General features: G+C 72.2%; 16 protein-coding genes and 1 pseudogene. 6 read left to right on the forward strand and 11 right to left on the reverse strand.

What is annotated here, in order from left to right; all coding sequences use genetic code 11:
* Nucleotides 1-7 precede the first annotated feature (7 nt).
* Nucleotides 8-475, forward strand: a complete 468-nt coding sequence (locus tag ACIGFK_RS29820; RefSeq protein ID WP_376662532.1) for a hypothetical protein — start codon at nucleotides 8-10, stop codon at nucleotides 473-475.
* A 541-nt stretch (nucleotides 476-1016) separates the two neighbouring features.
* Here ACIGFK_RS29820 and ACIGFK_RS29825 read toward each other — a convergent pair.
* The gene (locus ACIGFK_RS29825; RefSeq protein ID WP_400054294.1) at nucleotides 1017-1268 is read right to left on the reverse strand and encodes a DUF397 domain-containing protein; all 252 of its coding nucleotides are present in this window, start codon (nucleotides 1266-1268) and stop codon (nucleotides 1017-1019) included.
* Entirely contained in the window at nucleotides 1265-2110 is an 846-nt protein-coding gene (locus ACIGFK_RS29830) for a Scr1 family TA system antitoxin-like transcriptional regulator (protein WP_400054296.1), read from the reverse strand. Before ACIGFK_RS29830 ends, ACIGFK_RS29825 begins: the two co-directional genes overlap by 4 nt.
* A gap of 126 nt (nucleotides 2111-2236) precedes the next feature.
* Here ACIGFK_RS29830 and ACIGFK_RS29835 point away from each other — a divergent pair, with 126 nt between their 5' ends.
* Nucleotides 2237-2677 carry an ATP-binding protein gene (locus ACIGFK_RS29835; RefSeq protein WP_376662466.1) on the forward strand — a complete coding sequence of 147 codons (441 nt, stop codon included), beginning with the start codon at nucleotides 2237-2239 and terminating at the stop codon, nucleotides 2675-2677.
* A gap of 96 nt (nucleotides 2678-2773) precedes the next feature.
* Here the strand turns inward: ACIGFK_RS29835 and ACIGFK_RS29840 are convergent, their stop codons facing one another.
* From ACIGFK_RS29840 to ACIGFK_RS29850, 3 genes and pseudogenes are all read right to left on the reverse strand, one after another.
* The gene (locus ACIGFK_RS29840) at nucleotides 2774-3253 is read right to left on the reverse strand and encodes a hypothetical protein (protein WP_400054299.1); all 480 of its coding nucleotides are present in this window, start codon (nucleotides 3251-3253) and stop codon (nucleotides 2774-2776) included.
* Between the two features lie 135 nt (nucleotides 3254-3388).
* Nucleotides 3389-4249, reverse strand: coding sequence for a TIGR03619 family F420-dependent LLM class oxidoreductase (locus ACIGFK_RS29845; RefSeq protein WP_376662311.1), 861 nt, complete (start codon nucleotides 4247-4249; stop codon nucleotides 3389-3391).
* A 102-nt stretch (nucleotides 4250-4351) separates the two neighbouring features.
* Nucleotides 4352-5464: pseudogene (locus ACIGFK_RS29850) on the reverse strand (ADP-ribosylglycohydrolase family protein); the annotation flags it as partial.
* A 629-nt stretch (nucleotides 5465-6093) separates the two neighbouring features.
* Here ACIGFK_RS29850 and ACIGFK_RS29855 point away from each other — a divergent pair.
* The gene (locus ACIGFK_RS29855) at nucleotides 6094-7182 is read left to right on the forward strand and encodes a tyrosine-protein phosphatase (RefSeq protein WP_376662312.1); all 1089 of its coding nucleotides are present in this window, start codon (nucleotides 6094-6096) and stop codon (nucleotides 7180-7182) included.
* Between the two features lie 61 nt (nucleotides 7183-7243).
* On the opposite strand, the gene ACIGFK_RS29860 is transcribed toward ACIGFK_RS29855, so the two are convergent.
* Together ACIGFK_RS29860 and ACIGFK_RS29865 are read right to left on the reverse strand one after the other, a co-directional pair.
* A complete protein-coding gene (locus ACIGFK_RS29860; RefSeq protein WP_376662370.1) occupies nucleotides 7244-9820 on the reverse strand; it encodes a bifunctional FO biosynthesis protein CofGH in 2577 nt (858 codons plus the stop codon).
* Between the two features lie 40 nt (nucleotides 9821-9860).
* Entirely contained in the window at nucleotides 9861-10643 is a 783-nt protein-coding gene (locus tag ACIGFK_RS29865; RefSeq protein WP_400054302.1) for an SDR family oxidoreductase, read from the reverse strand.
* A gap of 346 nt (nucleotides 10644-10989) precedes the next feature.
* On the opposite strand from ACIGFK_RS29865, the gene ACIGFK_RS29870 reads away from it, so the two are divergent.
* Nucleotides 10990-11550, forward strand: coding sequence for a hypothetical protein (locus ACIGFK_RS29870; RefSeq protein WP_376662284.1), 561 nt, complete (start codon nucleotides 10990-10992; stop codon nucleotides 11548-11550).
* A 33-nt stretch (nucleotides 11551-11583) separates the two neighbouring features.
* Here ACIGFK_RS29870 and ACIGFK_RS29875 read toward each other — a convergent pair whose 3' ends face one another.
* Nucleotides 11584-12867: a PLP-dependent aminotransferase family protein gene (locus ACIGFK_RS29875; protein ID WP_400054304.1), complete on the reverse strand. Its 1284-nt coding sequence runs from the start codon at nucleotides 12865-12867 to the stop codon at nucleotides 11584-11586.
* 88 nt (nucleotides 12868-12955) lie between these two features.
* On the opposite strand from ACIGFK_RS29875, the gene ACIGFK_RS29880 reads away from it, so the two are divergent.
* Nucleotides 12956-13804 (forward strand): hypothetical protein, encoded by an 849-nt coding sequence (locus ACIGFK_RS29880; RefSeq protein ID WP_376662281.1) that lies wholly within the window; start codon nucleotides 12956-12958, stop codon nucleotides 13802-13804.
* A gap of 171 nt (nucleotides 13805-13975) precedes the next feature.
* Here ACIGFK_RS29880 and ACIGFK_RS29885 read toward each other — a convergent pair whose 3' ends face one another.
* The 3 genes from ACIGFK_RS29885 to ACIGFK_RS29895 form a co-directional block, all read right to left on the reverse strand.
* Nucleotides 13976-14188, reverse strand: coding sequence for a DUF397 domain-containing protein (locus ACIGFK_RS29885; protein ID WP_376662282.1), 213 nt, complete (start codon nucleotides 14186-14188; stop codon nucleotides 13976-13978).
* Between the two features lie 210 nt (nucleotides 14189-14398).
* On the reverse strand, nucleotides 14399-15283 hold the full coding sequence (locus tag ACIGFK_RS29890; RefSeq protein WP_376662283.1) for a helix-turn-helix domain-containing protein: 885 nt from the start codon (nucleotides 15281-15283) through the stop codon (nucleotides 14399-14401).
* Between the two features lie 225 nt (nucleotides 15284-15508).
* The gene (locus ACIGFK_RS29895) at nucleotides 15509-16246 is read right to left on the reverse strand and encodes a GPP34 family phosphoprotein (RefSeq protein ID WP_376662511.1); all 738 of its coding nucleotides are present in this window, start codon (nucleotides 16244-16246) and stop codon (nucleotides 15509-15511) included.
* Nucleotides 16247-16432: 186 nt separating this feature from the next.
* On the opposite strand from ACIGFK_RS29895, the gene ACIGFK_RS29900 reads away from it, so the two are divergent.
* Nucleotides 16433-19138, forward strand: coding sequence for a D-alanyl-D-alanine carboxypeptidase family protein (locus ACIGFK_RS29900; RefSeq protein ID WP_400054307.1), 2706 nt, complete (start codon nucleotides 16433-16435; stop codon nucleotides 19136-19138).
* The last annotated feature ends 11 nt before the right edge of the window (nucleotides 19139-19149 follow it).

The raw sequence follows: 19149 nt of genomic DNA on the forward strand, positions 1-19149 counted from the left end.
GCCGCGCATGAGCATGTGGATCTACTTCCAGGGGCTGGACCCCTCTGTGCTGCCCGGGGACCCGGCGGGCTTCGAGGACCTGTTCGATGAGGAGTTCGACGAGCTGCGGCGGCGGGTCAGGGTTGGTGAGGCGGTCTGGCTGGAGACCGGTTTCTTCCAGCTGAACGAGGTCTATTGGCCACCATCCCAGCCAGGCGGCGACAGAGAACTTCCCGTCTTCGGCGGCCGACACATACCGGACCCTGGCAGCGGCCCCGGTCACGTGGCGGTCGATCCGCCGGACGTGGTCCGTGCGGCTGCCTACCTGGAGGGTGTGTCATTCCCTGACCTGTGGGAGGAGTGGCGTCAACGCCAAAAACCCGAGCCGGACGCGGAATTGCGCGACCGCCTGGCCCGGTACCACGAGAACCTGCGGACGTTCTACGCCAGATCGGCGGAGCGCGGCTGGGCAGTTGCCAAGTATTTCTCCTTCTGACCCACCTGGACACCCATGACGGCCTGATCGACGCCGGACGACGTCAGCCGTGTAGCGGTCGTGGGCGGCTTATGTCCGGCCCAAGACGGCCGTCGGACGCCGTTGCGGAGGAGCGCGTAGCGATCTGTTGCGTCAGACCAGCCCCAGACGGCTCGCAGTCGCCGTCGTGGAGGAGCGCGTAGCGATTTTTGGCGCCCGTCCTGCCCCGAGGCTCTTGTGGCCGAGGTTTGGAGAGGGCTGGCCGCCTGCCCGGTCCGGAGGGCGAGGTGGGAGGGCCCGAGGGCGGGCCCGGCCCCTGCCGGAGCAGGGCCGTGCATCGCTGGTAGGCCCGTTTGTCGTTCTTCCGCCCGGCCCGTTCTTTTGGGGGTTTCCCGGCAGTCCTTGTCTTTCCGTGGCGGGACGGGCTGTCAAGGGTGGCCGAAGGCCATCGCGAAGCGACGCGACGAAGGAGCGCCCTTGACAGGGCGGCCCGACACGGAAGGACTATGGGACTGACGGGAAATCCCCAAGACTTCTCTGATGCCCTTGGGGATGCGTCCCCTTACCGCCGAGTGCCCGTGACGCCGCCGAGGAACTCGGTCCAGGCCGTGGGGGTGACGGCCAGCTCGGGGCCCGCCGTCACCTTGGAGTCCCGGATGTGGACGGCTTCCGTACAGGCGGCCACCTCGACGCAGTTGTCACCCTCGCTGCTGCTGTACGTGGACTTGTGCCAGGAGAGGGCCACTTCGACGCAGTCGTCGCCCTCGCTTCCGCTGTAGCTGCTCTTGAACCACCGGAGCTGGGAGCTGTTCACAGGGAACCTCGCATTCGCATCAACAGGCCCGCGCTGTCCGCCGGGTTGAGGGCCTGGATGCGAAGTTTGGCATACCGCTGGTGGAGGTCGCTGAGGGCTTTCAGGTCAGCGATGACCTGGCCGGTCTTCTGGCCTTCGGTGTAGCCCAGCCACTCGTGGTCCTCGGTTTCGAGGAGTCGGAAAGGCCCATCGGTCCCCGCATGCTCCGGACTCACCGTAGGCATGATCTGCAGATCCACATTGGGCAGCTTCCCCACCTCCAGCAGGTGGTCGACCAGCTCGCGCGTCACCTCGCCCCCGCCCGTCTGCCGTTCGATCACCGACTGCTCGATGATGAAGCTGAAAGCGACGTACGGCGTCTTCAGCAGCAGGGCTTGCCTTGCCAGCCGGAAGATGATGCGGGCCTCCGCCTGTTCCTGCGTCGGCAGCGGTGGCACGTCCCGGATCTGGGCCCGCGCATACGCCTCCGTCTGCAGCAACCCCGGAATCGACCTGCACTCGTACGTATTGAGGGCAAGGGCCGTCTCCTCCAGGTCCGCCCACCGCCTGAACCACTTCGCCAGCCCCCGCTGCCGCGTCAGCCGCTTCGCCGCGATGCGGATGACGCCGAAGGCGTCCAGGACCTCCTCCGCCTTCTCCACGAACCTTCGGGACGGCTGGCGGCGGCCCTGTTCCACCGAGGCCACGTACTGGACCGAGTAGCCGACCAGAGGGTGGAGCTGCTCCTGGGTGAGGCCGGCCCGTTTGCGGAAGGCCTTGATGGTCTCGCCGAAGTTCCGCAGGTCGTCGTCGGGCTCGACCTCTCCTGCGCCGCTCTCGTCGGCGGTTGCCGCAGTCGTCACAGCGTCACCTCCCCACAGCAAGGTTCACGCACGGTGACTGTTACTGTCCAGAGAGTGGACTACTACTCTTCAAAAGTAGTAGTCGGGTTGCTGGGAACTTCCGTGGTCACACGGGACGTTCATTCCATGACCGCACCCGCCGGCCCCACCCCGGCCCTCGTACGCACGTTCACGCAGCGTTTCAGCTGCACCCCCCGCGGGGCCCGCCTCGCCCGGCAGCTCGCGCTCGTCGAGCTGCACGAGTGGGGCATCCCGGAGTCCACCGCGCTCTCCGCCGACGCGGGGCTGCTCGTGGCAGAGCTCGTCGCCAACGCGGTGGCCCACGGGCGTGTCCCCGGCCGGGACTTCGAGCTGCGGATGAGGCTGCTGGAGGGTGTCCTCCGCATCGAGGTCTCCGACGCCCGCCGGGACCGCCGCCCCGCCGTCCAGCCGCACGCGTACTTGGCCGAGTCCGGTTACGGCCTGCGCATCGTCGAGGCCGTGGCCGTCGGCTGGGGGGTCGTGGACCGGGTGGTCGGGAAGACGGTCTGGGCGGAGCTGAGCCTTCGGGCCGCGGCGGTGGCATGAATGCGGCAGATGGTGGCGGACGGCGAGATCGACTTCAACGGTCGCGGGTGAGCGGCGGCCCGCCCGGGCCCCGGGCGGGCCGCGTGCCGCGGGCCGCTACTTCTTCGTCGGGAGCGACGGGAGCTTGCCCGGTTCGCTCTTCTGGAAGGTGTCCGCGCCGGCGCCCTCCCAGGTGACCTTCAGGGTGGTGGCGTCCACCGAGTCGACCTTGCCCTTCGAGCGGGTCGCGCCGGCCGGGCACTTCAGGTCGAAGGACTTCCCGTCCGTGGTGCCCTCGCAGGTGGCGCCGGTGGCCGCCTCGACCACGAACGCCCTCTGACCCTTGACCGTGAGCACCACGCCCTTGCCCGGGTTCTGCATGGAGATCCAGCCGCCCTCCAGGCTGCCCGCGCCGGCGCCCGCGCCCGCGCCCGCGCCGGCCCCCGTGCTCGCGGTGGCGGCCGGGGCGGGGGCCGAGGCGGCGGGGGCGGGCTTCTGGTCCGCCTTCGGGGAGTTGTCGCTGCCGCAGGCGGTCAGGGCCAGGGCGGCCGCGAGTCCTGTGGCGGCGAAGGCGGTGATACGCAGGTGGCTGTGCACGGGTGATCCCCCAGGGAACGATGTGAGTGGCGGAACGCGCCGAAGCGGCGGCGGTCCGAGTGGTCAGAGGCACTCGGGGACACGCTCGGGAGGGCCGCGGCGGTTCCGCCCGCCGTGACTCAGGGGCACGGAGGGTCAGAGGTACTGCGCGAAGTCGTCCAGCACCCGCAGGATCTCCGCCTCTCCGGTCGACGGGAGCTGGAGGACGACCTCCTCGATGCCCAGGTCGGCGTAGTGGCCCAGCTTGCCGGGGTTCGGCTGTACGGCGAACGGGACCACCTGGAGGGACTTCGGGTCGCGGCCGGCGGTTTCCCAGACCTGCCGCAGGGCCGGGAGGGACTCCGTGAGGCCGCGGCCGCCGATGGGGAGCCAGCCGTCGGCGTGGTCGGCGATGGCCGCGAACAGCTTCGGGCCCGCCGCGCCGCCGATCAGGGTGCGGGGGCCGTGGAGGGGGGTGCCGGGGGCGAGTTCGCGGGCGGGCTGGACCGGCTTGGGGTGGGCGGAGCTCGCCTGGACGGAGGAGTACTCGCCCACGTACGCGGTCGGCTCGGGGGCCCACAGGGCCCGCATCAACGCCATCCGGTCGCGGACCAGTTCGCGGCGGGTGCGCCACTCGACGCCGTGGTCGGCGGCCTCCTCAACGTTCCAGCCGTAGCCGACGCCCAGGGTGAAGCGGCCTCCGGAGAGGTGGTCGAGGGTGGCGATCCGCTTCGCGAGGTCGATGGGGTCGTGCTGGGCGACGAGGGTGATGCCGGTGCCGAGGTGCAGCCGCTCGGTCACGGCGGCGGCCTGGCCGAGGGCGACGAAGGGGTCGAGCGTGCGCCCGTACATCTCCGGGAGCTCGCCGCCCATGGGGGCGGGGCTGACGCGGCTGACCGGGATGTGGGTGTGCTCCGGGAGGTAGAGGCCTGAGAAGCCGCGCTCTTCGAGGGCGCGGGCGAGGCGGACGGGCGAGACGGTGCGGTCGGTCAGGAAGACGGTCGTGGCGATCCGCATGTGCTGGCACCTCCGAGACGTGGGAATCGACGCAACGGTACGGTGCGGGCGCACGAATGTTGAGGGGGCGTCAGGTCCCAGGAGGGTCAGGTCGCCGGGCCGTCAGTTCGCGTGTGCGGGGTAGCGGGCCAGCCAGCCCTGGCCGACGGCGGCGGGGCCGTGCAGGCTCGGGCCCTGGGTCATCTCCAGCGCGAAGTCGTCGGCGAGCTCCAGGACGGTGGCACGGCCTTCGAGCCCGGCCAGCCAGGCGGCCGGAAGGGCGGTTTCGCCGTGCTGGGCGCCGAGCAGGGCCCCGGTCAGGGCGCCGGTGGCGGGGGAGTCGCCGCCGTGGTTGACGGCGAGGCGCAGGCCCTTCGGAATGTCCTCGGCGACCAGGGCGCAGTACACCGCGATGGCGAGCACCTCGTCGGCGGAGCGGCCGTCGCCGGGGGAGAGCGCCTCGGCGCTGCCGGGGCCGGGTGCGCCGCGGGTGACGGCGGACAGGGCGCGCTGGAGGGCGTCGGTGACGGGCTGGTGCCCGGGGCGGGCCCCGAGCAGGCCGAGGGCCCGCTGGACGGCGGAGTCGAGGGAGTCGCCCCGGGTCAGGCCGTGCACGATGACGGCGAAGGCGCCCGCGGAGAGGTACGCGGTGGGGTGGCCGTGGCTCTGCGCGGCGCATTCGACGCTGAGCTGGAGGACGAGGGCGGGTTCCCAGCCGACGAGCAGCCCGAACGGGGTCGAGCGGGCGGCGGCGCCGGCGCCCTGGGCGGTGGGGTTCTTCGGGCGGTCGAGGGTGCCGAGGGTCTCGTCGGCGAAGCCGCTGAGGGAGTCGCGGTCCGGGTCGCGGCGTACGTAGAGCCACTCCTGCTGCGCGAGCCAGCCGTTGTCCGTGCGGCGCTCGTCGGGGCCCCATTCGTTCTGGGTCGCCCACCAGCGGCGGTGCGCGCGGTGGACGTCGGTGGGCGGGTGCCAGGCGCCGGTGTCGCGGCGTACGTGGGCCCGTACGAGGCCGTCCACGGTGAAGAGCGTGAGCTGGGTGGCGGCGGTGACGGCGCCGCGGCGGCCGTGCGCGGGGGCGGGCTCGGCCAGGCCGTGCGGGCCGTGTTCCTCGCGGATGGCGTCGAGGGAGAGCGAGGCCAGGGGCGCGCCGAGGGCGTCGCCGATGGCGGCCCCGAGGAGCGTGCCGCGGACCCGGCTGCGGAAGTCCTGCTGCTCGGCCCGGCCCCAGAGCCCGGTGGCGGTGGCGGTGACGCGCGGGGCAGGCCGCGCCGCCCCACCGGTGGCTGCCGCGGGGCCGCCGGCTGCGGGGGTGCCGCCGGGCGGGGTCGTGCCCGCCCGGGGCGTGGCCGCGGGGGTGCCCCCCGGCGGGGTGCTCCCGCTCGACGTGACGCCCGCGCCGAGGGGCGTGCCGCCGGGCGGGGTCGCGGCCGCGAGGTGGGCCAGGGGTGCGGGGGCGGCGCCGGGGGGCGTGCCGCCGGGCGGGGTCGGTGCCGCGGGGTGGGTGGCACCCGCGGGGACCCCGGGCAGGGGCGTACCGCCGGGTGGTGTCGCGGCCGCCGGGGTGGCGCCGGGCGGGTTGGGGCCGGGGTCGTCGTTCGTCGTGTTGGTCGTACCGATCACTTCATCCACCCCCGGCTCAGGAGCCACCCGCCGCGCATGCGAACCCGCACTGTAGTGGACACGTCCGATCGAATCCGGAACGAGTGTGCCAAGCGGCGCGGAAGTGCAGGGAGAACGGCCGGAAAGCGAATACTTCCGGCCGACCCGCTGGCCGATGGCACGTTTTGCCACTTGCCTTGGACTGGGCCGGTCCCGGCCATGTCTCGTTCATCGGAGGTTTCCCGCAGCCGCCGAGTCTCGGCGGCATGAAGAAGGCCCTCCTCGCCGCGACCGTCGTCGCCTCCGCCCTCACCGCCTCCATGGTCGCGGCCCCCGCCGCCTCCGCCTCCGGCTGGGACCTCCCCTGGTCCGGCCACCACAACAACGACGACCGGTCCTCCATCCCGTTCACCGAGGCGTCCGTCACCGCCGGAGCCGACGGTTCGTACACCGTCAGGTGGAGTGCCGCCGGCACCCGGCGCGTCCAGATCAAGGCGAACGGCAAGGTCGTCGCCAAGGGCGGCGCGAAGGGCGAGGCCGTCGTCACCGGGCTGCCCGCCGCCGACCGCCAGTGGTTCGACTTCGACCCCGAGCGCGGCGAGGGCCTGCGCCTCGCCGACCGCCTCGTGAAGCTGGAAGGCGCCGTCAACTTCCGCGACGCCGGCGGCTACCGCACCACCACCGGCCAGTGGGTCAAGATGGGCGAGGTCTACCGCTCCGACGCCCTGAACAAGCTGACCGCGAACGACCTGGCCAAGCTCCAGCGCCTGCGCGTCAAGACCGTCTTCGACCTGCGCATGCAGGACGAGCGCACCAAGGACGCCGACAAGGTCCCGGCCGGCGCCACCTATGTCGTCGCCGACGTCTTCGCGGGCTCCGGCTCGTTCCAGACCATGCCCAGGACCCCCGACGAGGCCGTCAAGGCCATGGTCGACGCCGAGAAGGCCATGGTCAGCGGCGAGGGCGGCAAGAAGGCCTACACGCAGGTGTTCGAGGGCATCGGCGACGACGACGCCCGTACCGTCCTGTTCCACTGCACCGCCGGCAAGGACCGCACCGGCTGGGCGAACGCCGCCCTGCTGACCGCGCTCGGCGTCCCCGGCGAGACCGTGATGGCCGACTACCTGGCCAGCAACGACTACCGCAAGGCCGCCAACGACGCGATCCTCTCCCGCCTCCCGGCCCCGCAGGCCGCCGTCTACAAGCCGATGCTCGACGTCCGCCCCGAGTACCTGAACTCCGGCTACGACGAGGTCAAGGCGCAGTACGGCTCCTTCGACCGCTACCTGAAGGACGGCTTGGGCATCGACGCCCGCGAGCTGAAGCAGCTCAAGAGGGACCTGCTCGTCGGCTGATCCGGCTGATCCGGCGGGTCGTACGGGGAGGGCCCGGCCGGGCCCTCCCCGTACGACGGGGTCAGTCCAGCACCGGCAGCAGCTCCGGCAGGTGTCCGTCCGAGGCGCGCGCCGCCTCCTGCCGCTCCTGCGGGACCTCCCCGTACAGCGTCGTGCGGGCCTTCGCGGGCCGGCCCGCCGCCTCCGCGACCGCGATCAGGTCCTGCACGGATTTGTACGACCCGTAACTCGACCCCGCCATGCGGGAGATGGTCTCCTCCATCAGGGTCCCGCCCAGGTCGTTCGCCCCGGACCGCAGCATCTCCGCCGCGCCCTCCGCGCCCAGCTTCACCCAGCTGGTCTGGATGTTCGGGATGTGCGGGTGGAGCAGGATCCGGGCCATCGCCGTCACCGCCCGGTTGTCGCGCACCGTCGGGCCGGGTCGGGCGATCCCCGCCAGGTACACCGGCGCGTTGGTGTGGATGAAGGGGAGGGTGACGAACTCCGTGAAGCCGCCCGTCCGTTCCTGGATCCGGGCGAGCGTGCGGAAGTGGCCGAGCCAGTGCCGCGGCTGGTCCACGTGCCCGTACATCATCGTGGAGGACGAGCGGATGCCCAGCTCGTGCGCGGTGGTGACCACGTCGATCCAGTCCGCCGTCGGCAGCTTGCCCTTGGTGAGCACCCAGCGGACCTCGTCGTCCAGGATCTCCGCCGCCGTGCCCGGGATGGAGTCCAGACCTGCCTCCTTGGCGGCCGTCAGCCAGTCCCGTACGGACATCCCCGTGCGGGTGGCCCCGTTGACGACCTCCATCGGCGAGAAGGCGTGCACGTGCATGCCCGGGACCCGCTGCTTCACCGCGCGCGCGATGTCGAAGTACGCGGTCCCGGGCAGGTCCGGGTGGATGCCGCCCTGCATGCACACCTCGACCGCGCCCACGTCCCATGCCTGGGCCGCGCGGTCGGCGACCTGCTCCAGGGAGAGCGTGTACGCGTCCGCGTCCGTACGGCGCTGCGCGAAGGCGCAGAAACGGCAGCCGGTGTAGCAGACGTTGGTGAAGTTGATGTTCCGCGTGACGACGTAGGTGACCTCGTCGCCCACCACCGACTTGCGCAGGTCGTCCGCGACCCGGCACAGCGCGTCCAGCGCCGGCCCGTCCGCGTGGAGCAGCGCCAGGGCCTGAGCGTCGGTGAGCCGCGTCGGATCGTCCGCGGCCTGCGCGAGCGCGGCCCGTACGTCCGTGTCGATGCGTTCGGGCACCATTCCGGGGGCCGCGATCTCCCGCAGCGCCTCCCAGTCGCCGTACACCTCGTCGAAGTCGTCGCGGCGGTCGCCGGTGCGGCCCTCGGTGTCGATGGTGGCGTGCAGATCGGTACGGCCGTAGGCGGTGAAGCCCTCGTCCGGCTCCTGCCAGGGGTGGCCCTCGACCGTCGCCGATTCGTCCGCCAGGCCCGTCTCCGCGTCGGCGAGCGCGCGCACGTGCGGCAGCAGCCGGGGGTCCAGCCAGGGCTCGCCGCGCTGCAGGAACTCCGGGTAGATGGTGAGGCGTTCGCGCAGCTCGAAACCGGCGTCCGCGGTGCGCTCGGCCAGCTCCTCGATGTGCGGCCAGGGGCGCTCGGGGTTCACGTGGTCGGGGGTCAGCGGGGAGACCCCGCCCCAGTCGTCGATGCCGGCGCCGATGAGCAGGGCGTACTCGGCGTCCACCAGGTTCGGCGGGGCCTGGATGCGGGCGCTCGGGCCCAGGATGTGCCGGGCGACGGCGATCGCGGCGGCCAGCTCCTCCAGTTCCGCGTCCGGCATGCCGCGCATGGCGGTGTCCGGCTTGGCGCGGAAGTTCTGGACGATGACCTCCTGGATGCCGTGGTAGCTGCGCTGGATCCGGCGCAGCTCGAAGAAGGCGTCGGCCCTCTCCTCGTACGACTCCCCGATCCCGATCAGGACGCCGGTGGTGAAGGGGACGTTGGAGCGGCCCGCGTCCTCCAGCACCCGCAGCCGGACGGCCGGGTCCTTGTCGGGGGAGCCGTGGTGGGGGCCGCCGGGCTCGGACCACAGGCGCGTCGCGGTGGTCTCCAGCATCATGCCCATGGAGGGCGCGACGGGCTTCAGCCGCTGGAGGTCCGACCAGGACAGGACGCCCGGGTTGAGGTGCGGGAGCAGCCCGGTCTCCTCCAGGACGCGGATCGCCATGGCGCGCACGTAGGCGAGCGTGTCGTCGTAGCCGTGCGCGTCGAGCCACTCGCGGGCCTCGGGCCAGCGGTCCTCGGGGCGGTCGCCGAGGGTGAAGAGCGCTTCCTTGCAGCCCATCGCCGCGCCCTTGCGGGCGATGTCGAGGACCTCGTCGGGGGAGAGGTACATCCCGTGCCCGGCCTTGCGGAGCTTGCCGGGCACGGTCACGAAGGTGCAGTAGTGGCACTTGTCGCGGCACAGGCGGGTCAGCGGGATGAAGACCTTGCGGGAGTACGTGATGACACCGGGCCGCCCGGCGGCGGCGAGCCCGGCGTCCCTTACGCGTGCGGCTGAGGCGGCGAGGTCCTTGAGGGCCTCGCCGCGCGCCTGGAGGAGTACGGCCGCCTCGGTCGCGTCGAGCGCGACGCCGTCGCGTGCCCGACGGAGCGCACGGCGCATCGCGTTGCCGGTCGGAGCGTCACTCGGAGTGGTCATGCGGTGAGCATACGATCCGTATCGGCGCGGGCAGAGGGCGTCATCGCATCAGCTCACCGGCATTGACCAGCAGCGACTGGCCGGTTATCGCCCGTGCCCGGTCGGAGGCGAGGAAGGCGGCGGCGTCGGCGACGTCCCCGTCGGTGGCGAGGTCGGGCAGCGCCATGCGGTCGGTCAGCCGCTTGTGCACCTCGGCCTCGGGCACGCCCTCGGTGTGGGCGCTGAAGGTGACGAAGGCCTGCACGGGCGGTCCCCACATCCAGCCGGGCAGCACGGTGTTGACGCGGATCCGGTGCGGGCCGAGCTCGCGGGCCATGGAGTACATGGCCGAGGTCAGGGCCCCCTTGGAGGCGGCGTAGGCGGCCTGCTGCACCTCGTTGGGCGCGGCGACGGCGGACTGCGTGCCGATGATGACCACGGACCCGCCGCGCTCCTTGAGGGCGGGCAGGCAGGCGCGGGTCATGCGCAGGGTCCCGAGCAGGTTCACGTCGATGATCTGCTGCCAGGTCCCGAAGTCGGCGTCCTCGATCCCGCCGAAGTACGAGTCCCACGCGGCGACGTGCACGACGGCGTCGACCCCGCCGAACCGCTCCTGCGCGAGCGCGACCAGGGCCTCGCACTGCGCCTCGTCGGAGATGTCGGTGGTCCGGTAGGCGGTGTGCACGCCGTCGGGGTCGATCTCGGCGGCGGACTTCGCGAGGTTCGCCTCGGTCCGCGCCCCGAGCACGGCGTTGCCCCCGTCCCGCACCACGGCGGCGGCCACCTGGTGCCCGAGCCCGGCCCCGACGCCGGAGACGATGACGGTCTTCCCTTGCAGCAGCATGCCGTGCCTCCTGGGGCGGGCAGGGTGGTGATCTGACGGTGCGTCAGGGTACGGGGGTGGTGCGGCGATGTGAAGAGGTGCGGAGCCGGGTGCCGCTGCGCGGGGCTGGGTCCCCTACCCGCCCTTCCTCCGTTCCCCGGGCTCCGCCCGGACCCGGTCCTCAAACGCCGGACAGGCTGGAAAATCCAGCCTCGCCGGCGTTTGAGGCGCGGGTCCGGGCGGAGCCCCGGTTTCGGGAAGGGGCGGGGTGGGGGAAAGCCCCGCAGGGCCCGCCACTCGGCCGCAGCAGGCCGCTCGGGGTGCCCGAACCTCCGGGGGCGCCCACAATGAGGCCTAGCCGGTGTCCCTGCTGCCCCGCGGAACGGAGATCGCCGAAGTGCCCGATCACGACGGCCGCGGCCGTGCCACCGAGCCCTCCGCCCGCCCCGACGAGGCGGGCGCGCCGCGCGGCGACTACTCCGGCGCCGTCTACGGTTCGCTGCTCGCCGCCTCCGTGGTGGTCGGCGCCGGGATACCCGGCACGTTCCCGCGGCTGCACCTCGTCGTGCTGCTGCTCTGCACGGGCGTGGTGTTCTGGGCCGCACACGTCTTCGCGCGCCTCTTCGGGGCCCGCATCGTGCGCCACCTGAGCTGGCGCGCGATCCGCAGCATGGCCAGGGAGGAACGCCCGATCATCGAGGCGGCCGTCCCGCCGGCCCTGGCCGCGGCCGTCAGCCCGCTGTTCGGGCTGGGAGCGAGGGGGATGGCCTGGCTGGCCCTCTTCGTGGCCCTGGCGGGCCAAGTGGGCTGGTCGGTCGTGGCCGCCAGCCGCGCCGGAGCCACGCGCGGGCTGATGGCGGTCGCGGGCGCGGTCAACCTGTTGCTCGGGATGCTCATCGTGCTGCTGAAGGTCGCGCTCCAGCACTAAGCCGCGGTGCCAGGCCGCCGGACACCCCCTAGGCTAGGGCCTGTCGTCGGCCGTCCGCCGGTAGTCCGCGAGCGCCGCGCCCAGGCGGGAGACGCCCTCGGCGATCTCCTCCGGGGTGTGCGTCGTGAAGGAGAGCCGCAGGGTGCGGGGGTCCGGGGTGCCCGTGAAGAAGGGGGCTCCGGGGACGAAGGCCACGTCGTGCGGGAGGGCTGCCCTGAGCAGGGCCGTCGCGTCGTGGCCCGCGGGGAGGCGGGCCCAGACGAACATGCCGCCCTCGGGCCGGTTCCACTCGCAGTCCGCCGGGAGCGTGCGGCCCAGGGCCGCCAGCAGGGCGTCGCGGCGGGACCGGTACGCCGCGCGGACCCCGGCGACGTGGGCGTCCAGGTCGGACGCGGCGAGGTAGTGGGCGGCGGCCAGCTGGTCCACCGTCGAGGTGTGCAGGTCCGCCGCCTGCTTCGCGACCACCGCGGCCCGGCGCAGCGCCGCCGGGGCGCGCAGCCAGCCCAGCCGCAGCCCCGGCGCCATGATCTTCGAGAAGCTGCCGAGCAGCGCCGTGCGGTCCTCGGCCCCCGGGTGCGCGGCGAGCCAGGGGACGTCCGTGCCCTCGTAGCGCAGGTCTCCGTACGGGTCGTCCTCCACCAGCCACAGCCCGAGCCGCGCCGCGGTCTCCGCGACCGCCGCCCGGCGGGCTGCCGGCAGGGTGCGGCCGGTCGGGTTCTGGAAGGTGGGGATGGTGTAGAGCAGCTTCGGGCGCTCCCGTACGACGAGATCGGCGAGGGCGTCCGGGATGATCCCCTCCCCGTCGCACGGCACGGGCACGACCCGCGCCCCGGCCAGCCCGAAGCACTGCAGCGCCGCCAGGTACGTGGGGTTCTCGACCAGCACCACGTCCCCCGGCTCGACCAGGGCGCCGGTGATGAGGGCGAGGGCCTGCTGGGAGCCCGAGGTGACCAGGACGTCGTCCGCGCCGGTGGCCAGTCCGCGCGCGGTGGCCCGGACGGCGACGGCCTCGCGGAGCTCCGGGGCGCCCTCGGTGGTGGAGTACTGGAGCGCGCGCCGCGCCGATGTCGCGAACGCGGTGTCGTAGGCGGCCCGCAGCCCCTCGGTGTCGAAGAGCTCGGGTGCGGGCAGGCCGCCGGCGAAGGAGATCACCCCGGGGCGTTCGGTGAGCGCGAGGATCTCGCGTACGGGGGAGCCCTCCACCGAGGTGGCGCGGGCGGCGAACGAGGGCGGTGCGACGGCGGAAGTGGCAGCGGCGGCAGGCACGGTGGCTCCTCGGGAGTCGGGTGCGCGCATCGTAGCCAGAGAAGCTTGCATACGGCATCTATGTATCGCATGGCGAACGGGCTGGGGTCGCCCCGTCCGACCCCTCCCGATCTGACGTCTCATCAGCTAGACCGGTGGCATGACGACAGACAGGCAACAGGACACCCGCGTCGAGGACTACGCCGGTCTCGCGGCCGTCGGCCCCTACGGCGTCCACCCCGGCCACGCTCTGATCACCATGGTGGAACCGCACCCGGGCCACGAGTTCGCGTACAACCGCTGGTACGAGGACGACCACTACTACGCCGGCGCCATGGCCATGCCCTGGATGTACGCCGGCCGCCGCTGGGTGGCCACCCGCGACCTGCAGGAGCTGCGCTACCCGGAGAAGTCGGCCGTCGCCCAGCCCGTCACGGCGGGCTGCTACATCTCGACGTACTGGGTCACCGAGGGCCGCTACGACGAGCACATGAAGTGGACCGTCGGCATCAACAAGCGGCTCAACCGCGACGGCCGCGTCTACCAGGACCGGACGCACGTCTTCACGTCCTTCCAGGACCACCAGGCCACCGTCTACCGCGACGGCGCCGCCGGCCCCCGCGACTTCCACGCCATGGACCACCCGTACGCCGGGCTCGTGGTCCAGGTCGTCGACGCCGAAGGTCCGGAGCAGCGGGCGGAACTGCTGGAGTGGCTGCGGTCGAGCGCGCTGCCGAAGCGGCTGCACGGCTCACCGGCCGCGATGGTGACGGTCTTCCGGCCGACACCGCTGCCCGGCGACCGGATGACCTACGTCAAGCAGGTGGAGGGGGTCGACACCCGCCTGACGCTGCTCTGGTTCCTCGAGGCCGACCCGCGGACCTGCTGGGACCGCTTCCAGGGGCTGGACGCGGAGGTCGCGGGGTCGGGGCTGGGGCGGGTGGAGCTGGTGGCGCCGTTCATCCCGACGGTGCCGGGGACCGACCGGTACGTCGACCAGCTGAGGTAGGCCGAGCCGGCCCGGCCGGCTCGGGTGGCCGGGCATGGCCGAGCCCCCTCGGCCAGGACGGCGTGCCGGTCGAGAGGGCTCCACTGGGTGGTGCTGGCGGTGCTGGCGGTGCTGGCGGTGCAGGTGTTGCTGTCAGTCGATGCGAGGCGGTTGGGACGCATGCCGTGACGTTCAGGCGAGGCGGCCCATCCGGCCCTCGGTGACGTCGGCGACGAACGAGGTCCAGGAGCCGGGCGCGAAGGTGAGGGACGGGCCGTCCTGCACCTTCGAGTCACGGACGGCGATGGCTTCCACGGCGGGGGATTTGACCTCGACGCAGGCGCCGTTTCCGCCGGAGTAGGAGGACTTGACCCAGTTTTCGGTGCCGCCCTGACGAATAGCCATGTTTCTCTCCGGTTCAGCGAGTAGTGCCGGTGGGGGCGTCGGCCGAATTCGTGCTTCCCGGCCGACGTGATCGACGCTACCCGCACCTTCCGATGGGTGAAGGGGACGTTCACCCGACCGGGTGGCATATTCCATTCAGGCCTTCTGTGGCCGGGGAGTGACGGTGTACCGTACGGGCCCTCCCCGCGACCTGCCCCCTTTCCGGCCCTTTTACTTCCCCTTGCCCGCATAGTGGTCGATGATCTCGCCGATGAACTGCCGCGTCTGCTCGACGTTGAGCGCCTGGGCGCGCAGGTGCTCGTACATCACGCTGTACTTCTGAACGTCGTTGGCCTTCTCCAGGTACAAATCGCTCGTGACGCCTTCGATGTAGACCACCGTCGAGTCCGAGGCGTCCGGGAATTCCAGAATCGCGTACTGGCCGTTCATGCCCGGGTGCGCGCCCATCGAGAAGGGCATCACCTGCACCGTGATGTAGGGCTGCTCGGACTGCTCTATCAAGTACTCGAGCTGCCGGATCATCAGCTGCGCGTCCCCCACGTGCCGGCGCAGCGCCGCCTCGTCGATGACGGCCCACAGGCGCAGCGGTCCCACGTCCGGGTTGTTGTTGTCGGTCTCGGAGAGCCGCTTCTGGCGGTGCATCCGGACCTGGACGCGCTTCTCCACGTCGAGCTGCGCGGTCTCGGGCAGCGCGCCGCGGATGAGGGCCTGGGCGTACTCCGGGGTCTGGAGCAGCCCCGGAACCATCTGGGGCTCGTAGGTGCGCAAGCTGGCGGCGTCCGTTTCCAGCCCGATGTAGACGCTGTACGGGATGTCGCCGAAGGCGTGCCACCAGCCCTGCTGGCGGGAGTCCTTCGCCATCTGCATGAGGGAGTCGACGAGCCGGCGGTCCTCCACCTCGTACACGTCGCAGAGGTCGCGGACGTCGCGCTGGCTGATGGAACGGCGGCCGTTCTCCAGCCGGCTGATCTTCGACTGGGATACCAGCAAGCGCTCGGCGACCTGTTCGGCCGTCATGCCCTTGTCCTCGCGGAGCTTGCGCAACTCCATGCCCAGTCGGCGGCGTCGGACGGTGGGATTGACATTGGACGCCACGTGAACGGCACCTCCGCCTTCTTCTGTCTTCTTCTGCCGTGCAGCAGCTGTCTCTCTGCGTGCCTGATGTTGAGCAGACTGCCACCGAAGCGTGCGGTGCCGCTGGGGAACGGCAGGGAAAACAGGGGAAAGCAGACGCGCGGGGCGGCGGAACCGGCGAACCGGTACCGCCACCCCGCGCGCTGGTGGCATTGCGTTGGAGCAGGTGGAACGGGTCGAACTCGATCAGTGCGCGGCCGCGCGGGCCATCGCACCCGTCCGGCGCGGCTGCAGCGGAACACCGCTCGCCGTGGCCCGGGCGGCCGGCTGGGCCGGTGCGCGGTCGCGGCGCGGCTGTGCGGCCACGCCGTTCTGGACGTCCATGACGGCGTGCGCCACGAGACCGCCCATCGGGTCGTGCCGGATCAGGTCCCGCAGCCGGGACCTGGACGACCGCCCCTCGTTGCCGGGGTACAGGTGCTTGCCGAGTCCGACCGCGTGGGCCAGTGCGGCGAGCGCCGCGGTCCGCGGGTCCGGCGGTACGCCGGTGCGGATCGCCGTGTCGAGCCGGGTACGGATCTCCCGGCTGATGGCCGTGTCGGTCGCCTGGTAGCGAGTCGTCGGCAACACCCCGCACATCTGCCCCGCGACGGCATGCACCATGCCGCAGCGCTCGAGGTGAGCGAGGTAAATCTGGCGGAGCCCCAGGCGGGGTCCGCCGATCCAGTGGACGGCCCGTACCGGGCTGCCGCGCCTGCGCAGCAGTTCCAGTGCGGAGTCCAGAGTCGGATCTCCTGTCGGCCGTGGCATCACCACGGCGATACGATCCCCGTCAGGGGCTATCCGTCCTGCCAGAGCCAGCTCCACTAGCTGTGCCCCGGCCAGGCCGAGGTCGAGCGACTGCGGCTGCGCCGTGGTGCCCGTGGTCGGGTCCAAGGCGAGCAGCAGAAGCTCCTCCGGAATTGTTCTGCGGCTCCTGCCCATCCATGCCTCCCCGCGTGGATGAGTGACAGGGTGACGCCTCTCACATTCATCTGTCGAGAGCGCCTGCCTGCTTTGTGGGGGAACCCGCAGCTATGTCGTTCTCGTCTAGCACGGGGGCGATGCCCCCGAGACGGGACACTGTTAGACATTCGGACAACCGGTCGTGGCGTCGATGGAGGAGGAACGGTGGCGGGCGAGTCCCCCGACAAGTCGGTAGATGAAGGAACGCCGGGGGCGGTGGAGTCCTCCGAGCGGGACCCGAGGCTGTCGGTGTTCCGGCCGAGGGAGCCTGAGGGCGGGTCGGGCGCCCCTGCCAAGGTGGACGCCGACTCCGGTGACGCCGGTTCCGGCGGCGAGCCGGCCGGACCGGATCTGCTGCGGGAAGCGGTGGCGGCGTGGGTCGCCTCGGCCGAGGCGGAGTCCTCCGGGCCGGATGCGGATGCCGGTGCCGACGCGGATGCCGATGCCGATGCGGCCGGGGCTGCCGGTGAGCCGGGCTCGGCTCCGGCGGAGGGCGGGGCTTCGGCCGCCGCGGCATCCGATGCGGGCAAGCCCGCGGCCGATGCCGCGAAGCCGGCTCCTGCCGCCGAGGCGGGCAAGCCGGGTTCCGGTTCCGCCCCGGACGGGGCGGCGGCCGACGCCGCGAAGCCGGCTCCTGCTGCCGGGAACTCGGATTCCGCTCCGGGCGCGGGCGGTGCCGGGGCTGAGGCCGCGAAGCCCGCCGACAGCGAGCGCACCGCGGTGTTCCGCGCCGTGAAGCAGGACTCCGGTTCCGGTTCCGGTCCCGCCTCGGGTGTTGCCGACTCGGCGAAGTCGGGTGCGGGGGCTGCTGCCGATGCGGGCAAGCCCGCGTCCCCCGCGGGCGGGTCCGCCGACAGCGAGCGCACTGCGGTGTTCCGTGCGGTGAAGCCGGGGTCCGGTTCTGCCACTGGTGGGGCCGTTGCCGACGCAGTGAAGTCCGGGCCGGGGGCTGCCGCCGGCGCGGGCAAGCCCGCCTCCGGTGCGGCCCCTGCTGCCGGGAAGCCCGCCGCGGACGAGCCCGCCGACAGTGAGCGCACTGCGGTGTTCCGTGCGTTCGAGCGGGGTTCCGGTTCTGCCTCGGCCGGGGCCGTTGCCGACTCGGCGAAGTCGGGTGCGGGGGCTGCTGCCGATGCGGGCAAGCCCGCCTCGAGTGCGGCCCCTGCTGCCGGGAAGCCCGCCGCGGACGAGCCCGCCGACAGCGAGCGCACCGCGGTGTTCCGTGCCGTGAAGCCGGGTTCCGGATCTGCCCCCGCCCCCGCGAAGCCCGCCGCAGGCAAGTCGGCTCCCGCCCCCGCGAAGCCCGCCGCGGGCGAGCCCGCAGACAGCGAGCGCACCGCGGTGTTCCGCGTGCCGAAGCCCGGTTCCGCCGGGCCCGCCGCTGGTGCACGGCCCGGTTCCGCCGTGCCCGCCGCAGGCGACCGGCCGGGCGGCGCCGCGCCGAAGGACAGCACCTTCGTACCGCTGCGCACCGATGACGCCGAAGCCGGGCAGCAGCAGCCGAAGGCGGCCGCCGCGTCGGCCGCCGCGCCCGCCATCGCCCCGAGGCCCCCGGCGGACCACAGCGAGCGGACCACGCAGCAGCCGCTGCCGCCCAGGCCGCCGCTCGACCTGCTCGCGGACCTCACCAACAACCCGCCCCCGCCGCCGAGCCCGATGCGCACGGCGGTCCGGCGGCTCAAGATCTACACGCCGATCGTCCTGCTGCTGGCGATCATCCTCGCCGTCGTCCAGCTGGTGCGCCCCCTGCCCCAGCCGAAGCTCGTGATGACCGCGAAGTCCTCGTTCACCTTCGACGGATCGGCCCCGCAGCTGCCCTGGCCCAGCGAGGGCCAGGCCTACATGGCCGCCGCCGGCCTCGGCACGCTCGGCCAGTCCGGCGAGCAGAAGCCCGTGCCGATCGCGAGCGTCACCAAGTCGATGACGGCGTACATCATCCTGCGCGACCACCCCTTCAAGAAGGGGGAGAAGGGCGCGATGATCGACGTCGACAAGATCGCCGAGAGCGAGGGCCAGAAGGACAAGTCCGACAACGAGTCCACCCTCAACACGGTCAAGGAGGGCGACAAGATCTCGGAGTACGACGCGATCGCCGCCCTCATGATTCCGTCGGCCAACAACATCGCGCGGCTGCTCGCGCGCTGGGACTCCGGCACCCAGGAGGCGTTCGTCAAGAAGATGAACGACACCGCCAAGGACCTCGGCATGACCAACACGACGTACACCGACCCCTCGGGTCTGGACGCGACCACGGTCAGCACCGCCGAGGACCAGGTGAAGCTGGGCCTGAAGATCGTCGAGATGGACGCCATGATCGACATCACGCGGAAGCCGAGCTGGATCGACCCGTCGGGCAAGAAGTGGGACAACTGGAACCGCCTCGTCCCGGGCAACGACTCGCTCGGCATCAAGACCGGTACGACGACGAAGGCCGGCGGAAACCTCCTCTTCGCCGCGCAGAAGAAGATCGGCAACACCAACCAGCTGATCGTCGGAGCCGTCCTCGGCCAGCACAAGGCGCCGATCATCGACACCGTCATCGCCGCGAGCAAGCAGCTGCTGATCGCCACCCAGAAGTCCCTCGACGGCGCGGTCGTCGTCAAGAAGGGCGAGGTCGTGGGCTACGTGGACGACGGCTTCGGCGGCCAGGCGCCGGTCGTGGCCACGGCCGACGTGCAGGCGGTCGGCTGGGCCTCGCTCACCGTCAACGTGAAGCTCTCGAGCGGCGGCGTGATCCCGCAGACCGCGAAGGCCGGCACCGAGATGGGTGTGCTGACCGTGGGCGAGGGCGCCAGCCAGGTGAAGGTGCCGGTGGCACTGAAGGACGACCTCCTCGCGCCGACCATCGGCAGCAAGCTGACGCGCGTCGGCTGACCGCCCGCGGG

The sequence above is a fragment of the Streptomyces sp. NPDC085524 genome, assembly GCF_044541755.1.
Classification (GTDB): domain Bacteria; phylum Actinomycetota; class Actinomycetes; order Streptomycetales; family Streptomycetaceae; genus Streptomyces.

Coding starts and splice junctions, on each gene's coding strand:
- ACIGFK_RS29880 (WP_376662281.1), top strand. CDS start 12,956: ATGACGACAGACAGGCAACAGGACACCCGCGTCGAGGACTACGCCGGT.
- ACIGFK_RS29860 (WP_376662370.1), bottom strand. CDS start 9,820: ATGACCACTCCGAGTGACGCTCCGACCGGCAACGCGATGCGCCGTGCG.
- ACIGFK_RS29855 (WP_376662312.1), top strand. CDS start 6,094: ATGAAGAAGGCCCTCCTCGCCGCGACCGTCGTCGCCTCCGCCCTCACC.
- ACIGFK_RS29885 (WP_376662282.1), bottom strand. CDS start 14,188: ATGGCTATTCGTCAGGGCGGCACCGAAAACTGGGTCAAGTCCTCCTAC.
- ACIGFK_RS29835 (WP_376662466.1), top strand. CDS start 2,237: ATGACCGCACCCGCCGGCCCCACCCCGGCCCTCGTACGCACGTTCACG.
- ACIGFK_RS29895 (WP_376662511.1), bottom strand. CDS start 16,246: ATGGGCAGGAGCCGCAGAACAATTCCGGAGGAGCTTCTGCTGCTCGCC.
- ACIGFK_RS29820 (WP_376662532.1), top strand. CDS start 8: ATGAGCATGTGGATCTACTTCCAGGGGCTGGACCCCTCTGTGCTGCCC.
- ACIGFK_RS29845 (WP_376662311.1), bottom strand. CDS start 4,249: ATGCGGATCGCCACGACCGTCTTCCTGACCGACCGCACCGTCTCGCCC.
- ACIGFK_RS29875 (WP_400054304.1), bottom strand. CDS start 12,867: ATGCAAGCTTCTCTGGCTACGATGCGCGCACCCGACTCCCGAGGAGCC.
- ACIGFK_RS29865 (WP_400054302.1), bottom strand. CDS start 10,643: ATGCTGCTGCAAGGGAAGACCGTCATCGTCTCCGGCGTCGGGGCCGGG.